We start from the raw sequence: 16294 nt of genomic DNA on the forward strand, positions 1-16294 counted from the left end.
CTGCGGTCATGCGCAAGTACCTGACAGGCATCTGGGCATGCATGCGCGGGAATGAGCCATTTGATACGGCCAAGCTTTTCAGCTCTGAACACCTCAGAAAAGCTTGACCGCCAACAGAGTATCTACAAGGAAACCGCGATCTCCTGTAGGAGCGGCCTTGTGTCGCGATGGGCCGCAAAGCGGCCCCTGGGCCTCAGAACCCCTTGCTATAGAACAGCGAGTAGGACTCGATCCCGTCGTTAGGCTGCTTGAGCCCCGCGTTGGAGTAATGCATCGCGCGGATCCCCACCTTCTGCTCCCCCGGCAACTTCAGGCCGAAGCCGATGCGGTCTTCGAAGTTGATCGACGAGCCCAGGCGCTGGTCACCCACGTCGGTCTTGGAAAACGCCGCCAGGCCTATGCCGGCCTCGAGGTACGGGGTATAGGTGAAACCGCTGAATTCGTAGGTGAACACCGGGCTGAACGACAGCGAGTGCGCACCACTGGCCTCCCCGCCTTCCCAATAGGTGTACGCCGCATCCCAGTATCCGGTCAGATGGCCGGTGCTGCTTTCCAGCCACTTCTTGTCCCAGTCGAACGACAGGCCGATACGGTAGGTCATGTCGCCTTGGCCAGTGGCGCCAACGGCACCGGTCACCTGTGCCGCCTGGGCCAGATTCGTTCCGGCAAAGGCCAGCACTGCAGCAGCCAGCGAGGCTGCTAGACGGGTTTTCATCAATGACTTCTCCTGATGGTCTACACGGCAAGCGGGGGCTCTGGCCCCTCGATCTTATGCGGTGACCGGATGCATCCAGCCCGGTCACACGAAGTAATACTTTTCTGATTATCGTCCAGATAAACAGAAAGTTGAAAGTGTATTGCCACTATCGGCTAATTCCGGACTGCCAGCATCCACCCTTTCAGCCAGCAGGGCTCAGTCGTATTCCGCCTCTTCGTGTTCACCCAGCAGGCGCCTTTGCCTGGGTGTAGCCACCTCCAGCACCTGCGGGTTGAAACGCCAGTTCAGGTACGGCGAAAACTTCTGCGCGACCATGCGCCGGCCATAGTGAACTTGCAGCATGTCGCGCGCGCGTGACTGGGTGCAGTTGGCCCCGCCGCTGTGCCAGACATCGCTGCGAAACACCAGCGCGTCCCCGGCCTTGCACAGAACAGGCTGGGCCTCACGGCCCTGCCAGTGTTGTTCGCCAGCCTGCGGTGGCCGCGCCGCACGATGGCTGCCGGGCACAATCCAGGTCGGCCCGATGTGATGGTCGATATCGCTGAGGTACAGCTGCGCAGTCAGGATCTGCGGGGGTTGGGTAAAGTCGCCGCGCTCACTGAGCCAGTCGGGCAACTGCATGGGCAGGTGGTCCAGGTGCAGGGCCATACCGGGGTAGCCCGGGTGGCTGCGCCAGGCGGTCTGGCCGATCACATGGCAATCGGCGCCCAATGCCGCTTCGGCCAGGGCAATCAGCGGCGGCAGGTCGAGAAAGGGCAACCACAACGGGTTGCGGTTGAATACGCACTTGTAGTGCTCCAGCAGCCCCTGGTAATCCCAGTGGATCGGCTGCAGGTCATCGATGGCGCAGCGCAGCAAGGCGATACGCAAGGGCTCGAGCACACCGGGGAGCAACACATAGCCCCGCTCGTCCAACATCTCCAGCTGAAGATCCAGGCTCATGGCGATGCGCTCCTTTTCGGCAGGAGTACATTCGTACTCCTGCCGGTTTGCCCATCACCGCCAGTTCAGGTTCACGGTCGTGGGGGTCTTGCCATTCACGGTCACCAATTGCTGCACCGTCTCACCCTGGGCGTTGCCAGTGACTTTGTACTTGCCGGGAGGCAGCTGCACATACAGCAGCGGCCCGGCATCCGTAACGCTGAGCACAGGCTGGCCCTGTGCATTCTGGATGTCGACGGTAGCGCCGCTCTGGAACTTGCCCTCCGGGCCGGTGGAGAGTTCCACGTGCAGGTCATAGCCCGGGGTCTTGCGCAGGGCGTTGGCTTCATCCTGGCCAATGCCGCCTTGCAGGTAGCGGACGCCGTTCTGCTCCTGCTGTTGCAGTTGCACGGCCTGCATGTCTATGGGGGCATTGAGGTCGGCGGCGGCCGCGAGGGTCCATGGCAGGGCCAGGGTGATCAGCAGCGCCGCGCCGAGGGCATAGTGATGGTTACGCATGGTACGACCCTCCTTTCGAGGATGGCTTACCTATTATCTGATCCTTCGGGCCTAACGGCGTTCGTGCTGATGCATGGTCGTGTGGATGAAATTCGCTTGATTGACGAAAATAGCTAGCAATAACATCAGCTTGCACGCCACTCTTCGAGCAACTTCACGAACATGCTCAAACTGCGCGATACCGCGCCCCGCCGCCACACCAGCCAGGTTTTCAGGTAACGGAAATCCTCCGACATCGGCCAGGCACTGACGGTGCTGCAACCGGGCATGTTGTCGAGCATGCTGCGCGGCATCATGGCCAGGCCGGCACCAGCGCTGACGCAGGCCAGCATGCCGTGGTACGACTCCATTTCGTGGATCTTGCCCGGCACCGCCTGATCCTGCACGAACCAGTTCTCGAAGTGGTGGCGGTACGAACAGTTGGCGCGAAAGGCATAGATGCTTTCGCCGTTGACGTCCTGGGCGCGGGTTACCGGGGCGTGGTTGAGCGGCGCGATGACCATCATTTCTTCCTCGAACACCGGCATGCCCTCCAGCGTCGGGTGCAGCACCGGCCCGTCGACGAACGCTGCCACCAGGCGCCCGGACAGCACGCCTTCGAGCATGGTCCCGGAAGGCCCGGTGGACAGGTCCAGGTCGACTTTGGGATAGCGCTGGTTGTAGGCCGCCAGCAAGGCCGGAATGCGCACCGCCGCCGTGCTTTCCAGCGACCCCAGGGCGAAGGTGCCCTGCGGGTCTTCACCGGCCACGGTCAGCCGCGCCTCGTGTACCAGGTCGAGGATGCGCCGGGTGTACTCGAGGAAGTTCCAGCCGGCGGGGGAAAGGCGCAGACGGCTCTTTTCGCGGATGAACAACTCCACGCCCAGGTCCTCCTCCAGTTGCTTGATACGCGTGGTCAGGTTCGACGGCACTCGATGGATATGCTGCGCAGCTGCACTGATGCTGCCCTGCTCTGCCACGGCCTTGAAGATCTCGAGTTGCACCAGGTCCACAGCCTTTCTCCAAACGTGAATGTTTCACTCATTATTATTCAGTTTTCATTAAAGCCATAGCCCACTAGTCTGGCATCACGGTTCAACAACAACGAGAGTTTCCCGCCATGAGCGCGATCAGCAGCCTGACCCACGCCATCTCCCTCGACCCGTACAGCGGCGAGCAGATCGGCGCCTACCCGTTCGACACCGACGCCGCACTGGAAGCGGCGCTGCAACGCGCCAAGGTTGGCTACCGCCAGTGGCGCCAGGTGTCGCTGGGTCAGCGCAGCGAGTACCTGCTTGCCCTGGCCAGCACCCTCGAAACCAAGGCCGAAGCTTTCGCGCAAATGATCAGCCGCGAAATCGGCAAGCCTGTCACCCAGGCCCGGGGTGAAGTCAGCAAGTGCGTCGGCCTGTGCCGCTGGTACGCCGAACACGGCCCGGCCATGCTCGCCCCCGAGCCGACCCAGGTCGAGAAAGCCCGCATCGAGTACCGCCCGCTGGGCCCGATCCTGGCGGTGATGCCATGGAACTTCCCGGTCTGGCAGGTACTGCGCGGCGCCGTGCCGGCGATCCTGGCCGGCAACACCTATGTACTCAAGCACGCGCCGAACGTGATGGGCAGCGCTTACCTGCTGGGCGAACTGTTCAAGGATGCCGGCCTGCCGGAAGGTGTGTTCGAGGTGCTGAACGTGACCCCGGACGGCGTCACCCGCGCCATCAACGACCCGCGCATTGCCGCGGTGACCCTGACCGGTAGCGTGCGTGCCGGCATGGCGATTGGCGCACAAGCTGGCGCCGCGCTGAAGAAGTGCGTGCTGGAGCTGGGCGGTTCCGACCCATTCATCGTGCTGGCCGACGCCGACCTGGATGCCGCCGTGAAGGCTGCCGTGATCGGCCGCTACCAGAACACCGGCCAGGTCTGCGCTGCGGCCAAACGTCTGATCGTCGAAGAAAGCATCGTTGACGAATTCACCCGCAAGTTCGTCGAGGCCACTCGCGAGCTGAAAATCGGCAACCCACTGGAAGACGACACCTACATCGGCCCGATGGCCCGTTACGACCTGCGCGACGAGCTGGATGGCCAGGTCCAGGCGACCCTCGCCGAAGGCGCCACCCTGCTGCTGGGTGGCCACAAGGTCGAAGGCGTGGCCAACTTCTACGCGCCGACCGTGTTCGCCAACGTCACCCCGGACATGACCGCGTTCAAGCAGGAGCTGTTCGGGCCGGTGGCGGCGATCATCAGCGCACGGGATGCGGAGCATGCGGTGGAGCTGGCCAACGACAGCGAATTCGGCCTGGCCTCGACCATCTACACCGCCGACTACGCGCTGGCCGAGCGCATGACCGCGGCGCTGGATACCGGCGGCGTGTTCATCAACGGCTATTGCGCTTCGGACCCACGCGTGGCGTTTGGCGGGGTGAAGAAGAGCGGCTTCGGGCGTGAGCTGTCGCACTTTGGTGTGCGTGAGTTCACCAATGCCCAGACTGTGTGGCTGGACCGTAACTGATTCGATGCTCAGGGGCCGCATTGCGGCCCTGTGGGAGCGGGTTTACCCGCGAATCAGGCGACACGGTGCCCGGCACCGGCTGCGCCGGTGTTCGTGGGTGAACCCGCTCCCACAAGGACTTTGAAGGGCTGAAAAAGCAGCCCGAGCGGCCTCAATCCCGAACCTGGTCCTTGACCCAGTCCAGCATCCCCCCCGGCACGATCAGTTCATGCCGCGCCCGCGAACAGGCGGTATACAACCCCGCCAGCATCCGCGCCCGTTCATTGCGGTTGCCCGCCACCTGCGGCGCTACCATCAGCTCCGGCGACACCATCACCCGGGCGAACTCCATGTTCTTCACATCCCGCACCCGCCCCAGGAACAACTTGGGTGCCTTGTCCCAACGGTAACGGCTCTTGGCCTTGGCAAAGTGCTCCGGCGTGTAGCCCTTGCGCAACATGTTGGCCACCGCGACGAACGCCTTGTCATCACCCTTGTCCTGCTCCAGCGCCTGCCAGCTGGCATAGCGGAACAGCATCGGGTGACGCGGCCGGGTGCCATGACGGTACAACTCGATGCAGTCTTCGACGAACAACTCGAAGTCCTTGCGCGCGCTTTTCAGCAGCACGAACGGCACGCCCTGGTGGGTCAGGCGCTGGAACCAGCCAAACAGGCCCCATTCATCGTCGACGATCAGCGCCGTAGGCTGTTCCGGCACCGTCACGGCATCGAAGAAGCTGACCCGGGTGTAATGCTCGGCGCTGCCACTGAAGGCTGCCTGGATCGACGCCGGGTGGGCCTGGATCAGCGGGTTGAGCACGCTGTCCATCGCCGGCCCGGCCCGCAGTGAGTGGTCGATGTAACGCTGGCGGATGAAACCGCCATGGTGCGCGCTGAGGCCATTGAGGTTCTGCAGCTCGTCACCCAGGGCAATGATCGACTGCGGGCTGCGGTCGAGCACGGCAAGCATCGGTGCCGACAGCTCGTGGGCCTCGTCGACGATGACATGGGTGTAGCGGCTGTCGATCACATGAGCGGTCAGCGACAGCAGTTTGACCCGATGGTAGTCGCGCACCGGCAACTGGATTTCCCGTGCCGACGGGCGAATCAGCTCCTGCCAGTACAGGCGCGCCTTCTCCAGCAGCACTTCCTGGTCCAGTGGCGTGGTTCCCGGCCCGGCCCAGGGCAGGTGGTGCAACTGCAGCTGGGTGTCGGCACTGTGGCAGAACGAGCGTACCGCGCGGATGCACAATGCAACCACATCACGCGCGGCGAGTGGGCCGATATCTGGGATGGCCAGCCAACGTACCACCTGCGCATCCTGCGGGCGCCACGACAGCTTGGTGCGATACGGGTCGCGCAGGCGCCAGCCATTGCTGGTGAGGTCGCGGTTGAGCAGCTCGTCGGCGAGCTGGCCAAAGGTCAGCGCGGTGTAGGCTGCAGCGTCCTTGACCCGCGCCTCCAAGGCGCGCAGCTGGCCTTCGGTCAAGGCCAGCAACAGCGTGCGCTGCGGCTCCAGCAGGCGGGCGAACTGGTGAATCAGGAAGGTCTTGCCGGTGCCGGCAAAGCCCTGAACCGCCACCGACTCATCGATGCCACTGAGAAATTCGCGCAGCAGACGGTTCTGTTGGTCGCTGAGCATCAGGTCGCTGGCCAGGGAGGGCAGGAACACCGGGTGCAGCGGGGTTGCTCGCTGGCGGTAGCTGTCGGCGAACTGGAAGTTCCACTGGCCCTCGGCATCCAGCAGCTCGTCGGCCTGGTACGCCACCTCGGTCGACAGCAGTGCGATACCGTTTTCGCCCAGCATGCCCAGGCCCATGGCGAAGGCTTCGCGATCGAAGTGCTGCGCTACCTGGCCCTGGAAGCGCCCCGGTGCAGCGCTTTCGACCTCGTTGGCAATGCGCACTATTTCAGCAAAGCGGCGCTCCTGCGCATCCGCCGAGGCGGTGGCGGGCTGGCGCGGCAGGTTTTGCACGAACAGCACTGCGGCAGCGTCGAGGACGCTGGCGGTGGTGAAGAAGTCGGGGGTGGGCTCGCTGGCGAGGCTGTCGGCCTGGTCGCTGGGCAATGGCAGGTAGAACATCGGCACCTCGGGTGGAATCAGGGCGGCACGATAGCAATTTTCGCGGTGGAATGCTGGGCTGTGTATGTCTGGGCCTGCCTCTTCGCGGGTGAACCCGCTCCCACCGGGACTTCACAATGCCTGGCGCCGAGGTGATCCTGTGGGGAGCGGGTTCACCCGCGAAGAGGCCAGTAGCTACACCACCAAATTCAGCCCCTGCCCCGCTTCAAGGTCTCGCTGGGAAACTCCTTGAACAATTGCCGGTAACTCTCTGAAAACCTACCCAAATGCCAGAACGACCAACGCATCGCCACTTCGGCGACGGTCACGCCACCGCCACGCAACAGATCGCGCCGCGCACCGTTCAGCCGGCGCAGGCGCAACCAGTGCGCCGGTGGCATACCGGTAAACGCCTTGAACGCCTGTTGCAACTGACGCAGGGAAACGCCGGCAACATCCGCCAGTTCCACCAGGTTCAGTGTCTCTTCCGGGCAGTCAGCCGCCCACTCACTCACCCGGCGCATGATCGCCCGTTCCTCGTCACGCCGCTCCAACGCCACGCCCTGCAGGCGCTGGCAGGCGTTGTCGAGGATGAACAGGCAGTCCTCCAGCAGTTGCTCCGCCAGGGCCTGCCCCTGCAGCGGGCAATCGGCTTCGCCCAGGCGGGTCAACGTTGCGCTCAGCCAGCTGCCGAACAGCGCGTTCTGCCCGCTGCCCAGCGGCACCATGAACAACCCCTCCAGGCGCTGCAGGTCAAGGCCATGGCGGGCGAGGAAGGCCTGGTCGAACACCACCGCCACTTCCTGATAGTTCTCTGGCGTGATCCAGATGTTGCGGCTCTGTTCGTTCAGCAGGTACAGGCTGTTCTCGCTGCGGTCGAAGCAGAACGCCAGCGAACCGCTCGGCGCGCGGAAAAACTGCTCCACCCGGGTGTTCAGCCGCTCCTCGTACACCTCCACCCCATCCAGCCCCAGGCAACGCAGTTCGCCGCTGAAATGCCCGGGCGACATTTGCCGGTACTGCTGCTGCCAGCCAGGGGTGGCACGTACCAGTTCGGTAACGTCGGTGGTGTGGAAAGCCTGGACTTGCAGGGCATTGGCGGTTGTCACGCTCGGTCCTAGTTGCACTCTTTTGGTGCATTAATTGCCGGAGAAAGTGGATAGATCAGCCTTGCGGGCTGCGACCAAGATAGTCTCCAGCGCGTCACCTGGGAAGCGGGACGCCTTCGAAACCATATGACGGTTTGCGCCGGCACGCTCGCTCCCACACTAAAACCCAACCAAGAGGTCTGTATGAACGCCCCCTTCGATCAGCTGTCCACCTGGCTGAAAGAACACCGGATCACCGAAGTCGAATGCGTGATCAGCGACCTGACCGGCATCGCCCGCGGCAAGATCGCACCCACCGCCAAGTTTCTTCACGAGCGAGGCATGCGCCTGCCCGAGAGCGTGCTCCTGCAGACTGTCACCGGCGACTACGTCGACGATGACATCTACTACAACCTGCTCGATGCCGCCGACATCGACATGGTCTGCCGCCCTGACCCGGCCGCCGTGTACCAGATCCCGTGGGCGATCGAGCCGACCGCGATCGTGATCCACGACACCTTCGACAAGCAAGGCAACCCCATCGAGCTGTCGCCGCGCAACGTGCTGAAGAAAGTGCTCAAGCTGTATGCCGACAAAGGCTGGCAGCCGATCGTGGCGCCGGAGATGGAGTTCTACCTGACCCAGCGCTGCGAAGACCCGGACTTGCCACTGCAAGTACCGCTGGGGCGTTCCGGCCGTGCCGAAAGCGGTCGCCAGTCGTTCTCGATCGATGCCGCCAACGAGTTCGACCCGCTGTTCGAAGACGTCTACGACTGGTGCGAGATCCAGGGCCTGGACCTGGACACGCTGATCCATGAAGACGGCCCGGCGCAAATGGAGATCAATTTCCGCCATGGCGACGCCCTGGACCTGGCCGACCAGATAACCGTGTTCAAGCGCACCATGCGTGAAGCCGCGCTCAAGCACAACGTGGCCGCCACCTTCATGGCCAAGCCGATCACCGACGAGCCCGGCAGTGCCATGCACCTGCACCAGAGCGTGGTCGACATCGCCACCGGCAAGCCGATCTTCGCCAATGAAGACGGCAGCATGAGCCAGCTGTTCCTGAACCACATCGGCGGGTTGCAGAAGTACATCCCCAAGCTGCTGCCGATGTTCGCGCCCAACGTCAACTCGTTCCGCCGCTTCCTGCCGGACACCTCGGCACCGGTGAACGTCGAGTGGGGTGAAGAGAACCGCACCGCCGGCCTGCGCGTACCCACCTCCAGCCCCGAGGCGATGCGTGTGGAAAACCGCCTGCCGGGCGCCGATGCCAACCCGTACCTGGCAATCGCCGCCAGCCTGCTGTGCGGCTATCTGGGCATGGTCGAGCGCATCGAGCCCAGTGCGCCGGTGCAGGGCCGTGCCTATGAGCGGCGCAACCTGCGCCTGCCGATCACCATCGAGGACGCCCTGCAGCACATGGAAGACTGCGAAACCGTGCAGCAGTACCTGGGCAAGCAGTTCGTCCAAGGTTACGTAGCGGTCAAGCGCGCCGAGCACGAGAACTACAAGCGCGTGATCAGCTCGTGGGAGCGTGAATTCCTGATGCTGAGCGTCTGATCTTTTCGCGGTACCTGTGGGAGCGGGTTTACCCGCGAATGCTGTGGTGCATTCAACGACGTATTCGCGGGTAAACCCGCTCCCACAGGGCACGAGCCCCTGCACCGAACTCGAAGAACAAGACCAACGAGGTGTCCCCATGCGTCATCTGCAAGCCCTGATCCCCGCCGCATTCACCCTGCTGTTCGCCACCACCACCCACGCCACCCCCTCGGTCAGCGTGTACAACTGGACCGACTACATCGGTGACACCACCGTGGCCGACTTCCAGGCCAGCAGCGGGATCAAGGTGGTCTATGACGTATTCGACTCCAACGAAACCCTGGAAGGCAAGCTGCTGGCCGGGCGCACCGGCTATGACGTGGTAGTGCCATCCAACCACTTCCTCGCACGCCAGGCACAGGCAGGTGCCTTCCTGCCCCTGGACCGCAGCAAGCTGCCCAATTGGCAGCACCTGGACCCCAAGCTGCTCAAGCAGCTTGAACAGAACGACCCGGGCAACCGGTACGCCGTACCCTATCTGTGGGGCACCAACGGCATCGGCTACAACATCGACAAGGTCAAGGCGGCCCTTGGCGTCGACCATATCGATTCATGGGCGGTGCTGTTCGAGCCCGAGAACCTGAAAAAGCTCAAGCAGTGCGGCGTGGCGTTCATGGACTCGCCCGATGAACTGTTCCCGGCCGTACTCAACTACCTGGGCATGGACCCGCGCAGCGAAAAACCGGCCGACTACGCCAAGGCCGAAGCCCGCCTGCTCGAACTGCGCCCCTATATCACCTACTTCCACTCCTCCAAGTACGTTTCCGACCTGGCCAACGGCGATGTCTGCGTGGCCTTCGGCTACTCCGGCGACGTGTTCCAGGCCGCCAACCGCGCCGTGGAGGCGAAAAACGGCGTGAAAGTCGCCTACAGCATTCCCAAGGAAGGCAGCAACCTGTGGTTCGACCTGCTGGCCATCCCCAAGGACGCCAACAACCCCGAACAGGCTCTGGCGTTCATCAACTACCTGCTCGACCCCAAGGTAATCGCCAAGGTCAGCGCCACGGTCGGCTATGCCAACGCCAACCCGGATGCCCAGGCCTACATGGACACGTCGCTGGTTAACAACCCCGAAATCTACCCACCCCAGGACGTGCTGGACAAGCTGTACATCTCCAGCACGCCGAGCCCTAAGATCATGCGCGTCATGACTCGCTCCTGGAGCAAGATCAAGTCCAACCGCTGAGTCGAGAACGCCCATGTCTTTCACTACCCAACACACCGCTTCGTACTATGCCGCCACGGCACGCGATGCGACGCCCTACCCCAGCCTGGACGGCGACCTGAGCGCCGATGTATGCGTTGTCGGCGGCGGGCTGACCGGGGTCAATACTGCCCTGGAACTGGCCGAGCGCGGGCTCTCGGTGGTGCTGCTGGAAGGCCGCCGCATCGGCTGGGGCGCCAGCGGCCGCAACGGCGGCCAGCTGATTCGCGGTATAGGCCATGACGTCAGCGGCTTTGCCCGGCATGTCGGCCAGGACGGCGTGCACTACCTGAAACAGGCCGGCATCGAATCGGTAGCGCTGGTAGCCAGCCGCATCGCCCGGTACGGCATTGCCTGCGATCTGCGCTGGGGCTTCTGCGAACTGGCCAACACCCCTGCGCAGTTCGCCGCCTTCAAGGACGAACAGGACGACCTGGCTGCGCTCGGTTATCGCCCCGAAACCCGCCTGGTCAGTGCCGGCCAGCTGCATGAAATCGTCGCCAGCGACCAATACGCCGGCGGCCTGGTGGACATGGGCTCGGGCCATCTGCACCCGCTTGACCTGGTCCAGGGCGAAGCCCGCGCCGCCCACGGCCTGGGCGTGCGCATCTTCGAGCAGAGCCCGGTGCTGCGCATCGAGCACGGCCCCCGTGTGACCCTGCACACAGCTCGTGGCACAGTACGGGCAGACAGCCTGGTGCTGGGCTGCAACGCCCACCTCGATGAACTGGAACCACGCCTGAGCGGCAAGGTGCTGCCGGCCGGCAGCTATGTGGTGGCCACCGAGCCATTGCCCGAAGCATTGGCCAGCAGCCTGATCCCGCAGAACATGGCCCTGTGCGACCAGAAGGTCGGCCTGGACTACTACCGCCTCACGGCAGACCGGCGCCTGCTGTTCGGCGGCGCCTGCCACTATTCCGGCCGCGACCCCAAGGACATTGCCGCCTACATGCGGCCCAAGGTATTGAAGGTGTTCCCGCAACTGGCCAACGTACGTATCGACTACCAGTGGGGCGGCATGATCGGCATCACCGCCAACCGCTTCCCTCAGGTCGGGCGCCTCAGCCAGCACCCCAATGTGTACTATGCCCAGGGCTATTCCGGGCATGGGCTGAACGTGACGCACTGGACGGCGAAACTGCTGGCCGAAAGCATCGCACTCGGCCACAGCCAGGGGCTGGACGTGTTCAGCGCCGTGCCACACCTGACCTTCCCGGGCGGCAAGGCACTGCGCTCGCCACTGCTGGCGCTGGGGATGTTGTGGTATCGATTGCGGGAGGTGCTGGGGTGAGGTGTCAGCGATCTTGCCTGCGAATCGGAAGTTAAACGAGATTTTTCAAAAATCACCGTAATCCACTGTTTTAAAAAGATTTTCAAACCAAACACAGCACTTAAAGAAGAACCTGCAACCCTTTGTTTTTAATGAGATTCAGCAACTTCAAAGCCGGTCCAGACGGGCGCGTCTCGCCCTGCTCCCATTTGCGCACTGTCGATGCGCTCGTGTGCAAATGCATCGCAAAGACCGGCTGGCTGAAGTTGAGTGTTTCGCGCAGACAGCGTATGTCCAGCGCGCTGAAATCCCGGACCGGTGCAGGGCACAACGCTTCGTAATCCCGAAGCGTAACCTTGCCGATCGATCCGGCCTCATGCAGGGCAACAAGGTCCTCGCGTAACGATTCAATCAGTTTGCTGCTCACAACAACCTCCATCAGCACACCCGCTTGCAACGCTCGGCAGAGCGCTAGCGGTGGTAAATCCAGAAAGACTTTGCCCGCGAATCGCAGCGCTTTCTGTTCTTCCAAAGTGATATTTGCCTTGTCACTTTTGGCAAAGCCGTGCAAGAAAACACATCGATTGCCGATGCGGGCGGAGAGAAGGGTTCGATAACCGCCGCGCTTGCCTGCACCAGGCGCTGCCACGCGTTTTTTGAACAATTCACCACCCAGACTCGCATCGACCAGTCCCCTGCACATCTCGTCCACTGCTTTACACAGCATTTCATCGCTGAGCCTGTGAGCGGCTTGCCAACGCGCGAAATCCTTGCGCTTGAGAATTTCCATCACCGGACCCCAACCATACCCTTAACGGGCATAGTTTTCCAAGGGCGGTAGTAATTGAAAAGCCAGCGAGGTCCCAAGACACTGTAGGAATTTGCGCGCCTGGGAATATTACCGCAGCCAATTCCCACTACAGATTGAACCAGCCCACTGGCCAACTGTCGCGCACCTGCTAGCGTTGTTCTGGCCGACCTATCATGGATGCATCTTCATCATGAAATCATTGCCCCGCATTACCCTGCTGTGCGCCGCATTGCTTACCGTGGCCGCCTGTTCCAGCAACCGCGTGGACCCAAAGGACTACTCCGGCTTCCTCAAGGATTACAGCCGGCTGCAAGAAACCAAGAGCCCGTCGGGTGACCCGGTGATGCGCTGGATCGACCCCAAGGTCAACGTCAACCAGTACAGCCAGGTGTTCATCGAGCCCAGCCAGTTCTACCCCAAGCCGCAGCCGACGGAGGTCATCTCGACGCAGACGCTGCAGGACATCACCCGCTACTTCAACGAAGCGCTACGCCGGGAAATGGGCAGCGTGGCACCGCTGGCCAAAGGCCCCGGCCCGGGCGTGATCGTGGTGCGCCCGGCCATTACCGCGGTGTCCACCAGCAACGAGGGCCTCAAGCCCTATGAGGTAATCCCGATCGCGTTGATTTCGGCCGGTGTGAACACTGCCATGGGCGGCCGTGACCAGGAGGTGGATGTCGGTGTGGAGGCTGCGTTCCTCGATGGTGCCAGCCAGAAGGTGCTGGCCCAGGTGGTGCGCAAGGGCACGGGGCAGGAACTGGAAAACAAGACCACCAAACTGACTCTGAATGACGTCAAGCCGGTGCTGGACGGCTGGGCCAAGGACATGCGTGCGAGTTTCCTGGAAGCGAAGCAGAAAGCCCGCTGAAGCCTCACTGGTGTAGGAGCGGCCTTGTGTCGCGATGGGGCGCGCAGCGGCCCCCGATCCACTTATTCAAGATGAAAAATCGCTGGGGCTGCTTCGCAGCCCTTTCGCGACACAAGGCCGCTCCTACAGTTGACCGCGTCAACATTCGACGAAGGCAACGGCCAGGCCGCCGCGCGAGGTCTCCTTGTAGTTGGCATGCATGTCCGCCCCGGTATCACGCATGGTGCGGATCACCCGGTCGAGCGAGATGAAGTGCTCGCCATCCCCCCGCAACGCCATCTGCACGGCGTTGATCGCTTTCACCGCAGCAATCGCGTTGCGCTCGATGCATGGCACCTGCACCAGGCCACCAACCGGGTCGCAGGTCAGCCCAAGGTTATGTTCCAAGGCGATCTCGGCGGCATTTTCCAGCTGCGGCGGCGTGGCGCCCAGCACCTGGGCAAGGCCGGCGGCGGCCATCGAACAGGCCGAGCCCACCTCGCCCTGGCAACCAACCTCGGCCCCGGAAATCGACGCGTTCTTCTTGCACAGTATGCCGACCGCCGCTGCCGCCAGCAGGAAGTCCACCACATCCGCGTCGCACGCGCCCGGGTTGAATTTCATGTAATAGTGCAACACCGCCGGAATGATGCCGGCCGCACCGTTGGTAGGCGCGGTAACCATGCGCCCACCGGCGGCGTTCTCTTCATTCACCGCCAGGGCGAACAGGTTGACCCACTCCATGGCACTGAGGGTGGAACCGATCACGTTGGGCTTGCCCAGTTCCTGCAGGCTGCGATGCAGCCGCGCCGCACGGCGCTTGACGTGCAACCCGCCCGGCAGGATGCCTTCGTTGCGCAGGCCATTGTCGACGCACTCACGCATGGCGCCCCAGGTTCGCAGCAGCCCCTCGCGTACCTCGGCCTCCGGGCGCCAGGCACATTCGTTGGCCATCATCAGTTGCGCCACGCTCAGGCCATGGTCCTTGCACAAGGCCAGCAACTGCGCAGCGCTATCGAACTCGTATGGCAGCACCACCGCGTTCGCTTCGACTGCTGGCGCATCGATCTCGGCTTGCTCGACGATAAAGCCACCGCCTACCGAATAGTAGGTTTGGCGCAACAGGCTGCCCTGCCCGTCCATGGCTTCCAGGCTCATGGCATTGGGGTGGTACGGCAGATTCTCGTCGAGCAGCAGCATGTCGCGGCTGTACTCGAACGCCAGCGGGTGGCTGCCATCGAGCATCAGGCAGTGCTCCTGCGTCACCTGGCCGATGCGCGACTCGATGGTGGCCGGGTCGATTCGGTCCGGCCATTGCCCCATCAGGCCGAGCAGGCAGGCACGATCGGTGGCGTGGCCAACCCCGGTGGCCGACAGCGACCCATACAGCCGCACCTCGACACGGCTTACCCTGGCCAACAGCCCCTGCTCACGCAGGGCCTGGGCAAAGGTAGCCGCCGCCCGCATCGGGCCGACGGTGTGGGAACTGGACGGCCCGATGCCGATTTTGAAAAGGTCGAAAACACTGATAGCCATGCTAATGCCTGACCGTACCCGGGTATGAAGCCGCAGCACGGTTATCTGGAGAAATTGAGCGGTATTGCGATTTTGCGCGATACTGCCGCGCTGACTCATGGATGACCAACGAAACTTCCTAAGCAAGGCTTTAGTGGTACTAAACGATGCGACGACAACTCAACGGCCAGACGTTCGTCTGGCTACACGTGTTTGCCTGTGCGGCCCGGCACTTGTCCTTCACCCGCTGTGCCGAAGAGCTGCACATCACCCCGGGCGCCGTCAGCCAACAGATGCGCCAGCTGGAGGAACGCCTGGGCTACCGGCTGTTCCTGCGCCGGGCGCGGGGTGTGGAACTGAGCGCCGAAGGGCAACGCCTGGCGCAGACGGTGACCGAAGCCTACGGCAGCATCGAAGCCGAACTGCTGCGCCTGGACGCGGGTGAAATCCGTGGCACCTTGCGCCTGCGCTCGATCCCGTCGTTCCTGGCCAAGTGGCTCACGCCGCGCCTGCCGCGCTTTCAACAACGCTACCCGGACATCGAGCTGCGCCTGGTGGCCGAAGACAGTGCCCAGGCGTTGACCCCTGGCGATTTCGACCTGGCCATCGACCTGAACGATGGCAGCTACCCCGGCATGCTCTCGACGCCTTTGCTGGACGAGCAGATCTTCCCCGTATGCTCCCCCACCTTGCTGCGCGGGCGCCCGCCGCTGCACGGGCCGGCAGACCTTGCGCACTACCCGCTGCTGCACGACATCACGGCCTGGCGTGGCAGTTCGGAATATGCCGAATGGGAGTTCTACCTGGAAGGCATCGGCGCCGCCGGCCTGGATGTGCGGCGTGGGCATACCTTCAATCGCAACCACCTGACCATCGAGGCGGCGATTGCCGGCATTGGCGTGGCGATTGCCCGGCGCACGCTGCTCAACGACGAGCTTGAGCGCGGCGCACTGATCGTGCCATTCGGGGTGCCTATCGCCAATCACAAGCGCTATGTGGTGCATTACCCGCCGGGGGGGCTGAGCCAGCCGGGGGCGCGGGCGGTGCACGACTGGCTGGTGGAGGAAGCGCGGGGGTTCAGGGAGTTGCACCCGTTGAACAAGGTATAGATCAGTGAATGCCTTGAGCCTTGTGGGGGGGCAAAGATCGAGCGCCGCCCGCGCGGCGCTTCGCGGGGCAAGCCCGCTCCCACATTTGTTGCAACGTGCCAAATCTGTCAGGCCATGGTTGCCAGCCTTGTTGCCTTGACTCAATTTCTCGGCTGGCGCTG

General features: G+C 63.1%; 14 protein-coding genes and 1 pseudogene. 6 read left to right on the forward strand and 9 right to left on the reverse strand.

Translation table 11 applies throughout. The annotated features are described in order from the left end of the window. Nucleotides 1-193: 193 nt before the first annotated feature. The 4 genes from J5M58_RS10260 to J5M58_RS10275 form a co-directional block, all read right to left on the reverse strand. A complete protein-coding gene (locus tag J5M58_RS10260; RefSeq protein WP_207878071.1) occupies nt 194-715 on the reverse strand; it encodes an acyloxyacyl hydrolase in 522 nt (173 codons plus the stop codon). Nucleotides 716-913: 198 nt separating this feature from the next. Next, nucleotides 914-1660 (reverse strand): phytanoyl-CoA dioxygenase family protein, encoded by a 747-nt coding sequence (locus tag J5M58_RS10265; RefSeq protein ID WP_207878072.1) that lies wholly within the window; start codon nt 1658-1660, stop codon nt 914-916. A 54-nt stretch (nt 1661-1714) separates the two neighbouring features. Beyond that, complete coding sequence (locus tag J5M58_RS10270) at nt 1715-2158, reverse strand: carboxypeptidase regulatory-like domain-containing protein (protein WP_112253977.1); 444 nt, start codon at nt 2156-2158, stop codon at nt 1715-1717. 125 nt (nt 2159-2283) lie between these two features. Beyond that, nucleotides 2284-3150 carry a LysR family transcriptional regulator gene (locus tag J5M58_RS10275; RefSeq protein WP_112253976.1) on the reverse strand — a complete coding sequence of 289 codons (867 nt, stop codon included), beginning with the start codon at nt 3148-3150 and terminating at the stop codon, nt 2284-2286. A 107-nt stretch (nt 3151-3257) separates the two neighbouring features. On the opposite strand from J5M58_RS10275, the gene J5M58_RS10280 reads away from it, so the two are divergent. After that, entirely contained in the window at nt 3258-4643 is a 1386-nt protein-coding gene (locus J5M58_RS10280) for an aldehyde dehydrogenase family protein (RefSeq protein ID WP_112253975.1), read from the forward strand. 151 nt (nt 4644-4794) lie between these two features. On the opposite strand, the gene J5M58_RS10285 is transcribed toward J5M58_RS10280, so the two are convergent. Then, complete coding sequence (locus tag J5M58_RS10285) at nt 4795-6705, reverse strand: AAA family ATPase (protein ID WP_207878073.1); 1911 nt, start codon at nt 6703-6705, stop codon at nt 4795-4797. Between the two features lie 188 nt (nt 6706-6893). After that, the gene (locus tag J5M58_RS10290; RefSeq protein WP_207878074.1) at nt 6894-7793 is read right to left on the reverse strand and encodes a helix-turn-helix domain-containing protein; all 900 of its coding nucleotides are present in this window, start codon (nt 7791-7793) and stop codon (nt 6894-6896) included. Nucleotides 7794-7976: 183 nt separating this feature from the next. Here J5M58_RS10290 and J5M58_RS10295 point away from each other — a divergent pair, with 183 nt between their 5' ends. From J5M58_RS10295 to J5M58_RS10305, 3 genes are all read left to right on the forward strand, one after another. Then, entirely contained in the window at nt 7977-9335 is a 1359-nt protein-coding gene (locus tag J5M58_RS10295; RefSeq protein WP_112253972.1) for a glutamine synthetase family protein, read from the forward strand. Between the two features lie 139 nt (nt 9336-9474). Further along, entirely contained in the window at nt 9475-10563 is a 1089-nt protein-coding gene (locus J5M58_RS10300) for a polyamine ABC transporter substrate-binding protein (protein WP_112253971.1), read from the forward strand. A 13-nt stretch (nt 10564-10576) separates the two neighbouring features. After that, nucleotides 10577-11872 (forward strand): FAD-binding oxidoreductase, encoded by a 1296-nt coding sequence (locus J5M58_RS10305; RefSeq protein ID WP_207878075.1) that lies wholly within the window; start codon nt 10577-10579, stop codon nt 11870-11872. Nucleotides 11873-11972: 100 nt separating this feature from the next. Here the strand turns inward: J5M58_RS10305 and J5M58_RS10310 are convergent, their stop codons facing one another. Both J5M58_RS10310 and J5M58_RS10315 read right to left on the reverse strand, forming a co-directional pair. Then, on the reverse strand, nt 11973-12290 hold the full coding sequence (locus J5M58_RS10310; protein WP_181457410.1) for a DNA-binding transcriptional regulator: 318 nt from the start codon (nt 12288-12290) through the stop codon (nt 11973-11975). Continuing rightward, a pseudogene (locus tag J5M58_RS10315) lies at nt 12282-12644 on the reverse strand (type II toxin-antitoxin system RelE/ParE family toxin); the annotation flags it as partial. The gene J5M58_RS10310 and the pseudogene J5M58_RS10315, both read right to left, overlap by 9 nt. Before the next feature lie 208 nt (nt 12645-12852). Here J5M58_RS10315 and J5M58_RS10320 point away from each other — a divergent pair. After that, the gene (locus J5M58_RS10320) at nt 12853-13530 is read left to right on the forward strand and encodes a DUF3313 domain-containing protein (protein ID WP_112253969.1); all 678 of its coding nucleotides are present in this window, start codon (nt 12853-12855) and stop codon (nt 13528-13530) included. A gap of 138 nt (nt 13531-13668) precedes the next feature. Here J5M58_RS10320 and J5M58_RS10325 read toward each other — a convergent pair whose 3' ends face one another. After that, a complete protein-coding gene (locus tag J5M58_RS10325; protein ID WP_207878076.1) occupies nt 13669-15045 on the reverse strand; it encodes an L-serine ammonia-lyase in 1377 nt (458 codons plus the stop codon). A gap of 146 nt (nt 15046-15191) precedes the next feature. Between J5M58_RS10325 and J5M58_RS10330 the strand changes: the two genes are divergently transcribed. Beyond that, entirely contained in the window at nt 15192-16133 is a 942-nt protein-coding gene (locus J5M58_RS10330) for a LysR substrate-binding domain-containing protein (RefSeq protein WP_207878077.1), read from the forward strand. The last annotated feature ends 161 nt before the right edge of the window (nt 16134-16294 follow it).

The sequence above is a fragment of the Pseudomonas sp. 32_A genome (genome assembly GCF_017490905.1).
Lineage (GTDB): Bacteria > Pseudomonadota > Gammaproteobacteria > Pseudomonadales > Pseudomonadaceae > Aquipseudomonas > Aquipseudomonas inefficax.

What these genes read in the sequence shown, in the direction of transcription:
- J5M58_RS10260 (WP_207878071.1), bottom strand. Translation starts at nt 715, where the DNA reads ATGAAAACCCGTCTAGCAGCCTCGCTGGCTGCTGCAGTGCTGGCCTTT.
- J5M58_RS10265 (WP_207878072.1), bottom strand. Translation starts at nt 1,660, where the DNA reads ATGAGCCTGGATCTTCAGCTGGAGATGTTGGACGAGCGGGGCTATGTG.
- J5M58_RS10270 (WP_112253977.1), bottom strand. Translation starts at nt 2,158, where the DNA reads ATGCGTAACCATCACTATGCCCTCGGCGCGGCGCTGCTGATCACCCTG.
- J5M58_RS10280 (WP_112253975.1), top strand. Translation starts at nt 3,258, where the DNA reads ATGAGCGCGATCAGCAGCCTGACCCACGCCATCTCCCTCGACCCGTAC.
- J5M58_RS10285 (WP_207878073.1), bottom strand. Translation starts at nt 6,705, where the DNA reads ATGTTCTACCTGCCATTGCCCAGCGACCAGGCCGACAGCCTCGCCAGC.
- J5M58_RS10295 (WP_112253972.1), top strand. Translation starts at nt 7,977, where the DNA reads ATGAACGCCCCCTTCGATCAGCTGTCCACCTGGCTGAAAGAACACCGG.
- J5M58_RS10300 (WP_112253971.1), top strand. Translation starts at nt 9,475, where the DNA reads ATGCGTCATCTGCAAGCCCTGATCCCCGCCGCATTCACCCTGCTGTTC.
- J5M58_RS10305 (WP_207878075.1), top strand. Translation starts at nt 10,577, where the DNA reads ATGTCTTTCACTACCCAACACACCGCTTCGTACTATGCCGCCACGGCA.
- J5M58_RS10310 (WP_181457410.1), bottom strand. Translation starts at nt 12,290, where the DNA reads ATGGAGGTTGTTGTGAGCAGCAAACTGATTGAATCGTTACGCGAGGAC.
- J5M58_RS10320 (WP_112253969.1), top strand. Translation starts at nt 12,853, where the DNA reads ATGAAATCATTGCCCCGCATTACCCTGCTGTGCGCCGCATTGCTTACC.
- J5M58_RS10325 (WP_207878076.1), bottom strand. Translation starts at nt 15,045, where the DNA reads ATGGCTATCAGTGTTTTCGACCTTTTCAAAATCGGCATCGGGCCGTCC.
- J5M58_RS10330 (WP_207878077.1), top strand. Translation starts at nt 15,192, where the DNA reads ATGCGACGACAACTCAACGGCCAGACGTTCGTCTGGCTACACGTGTTT.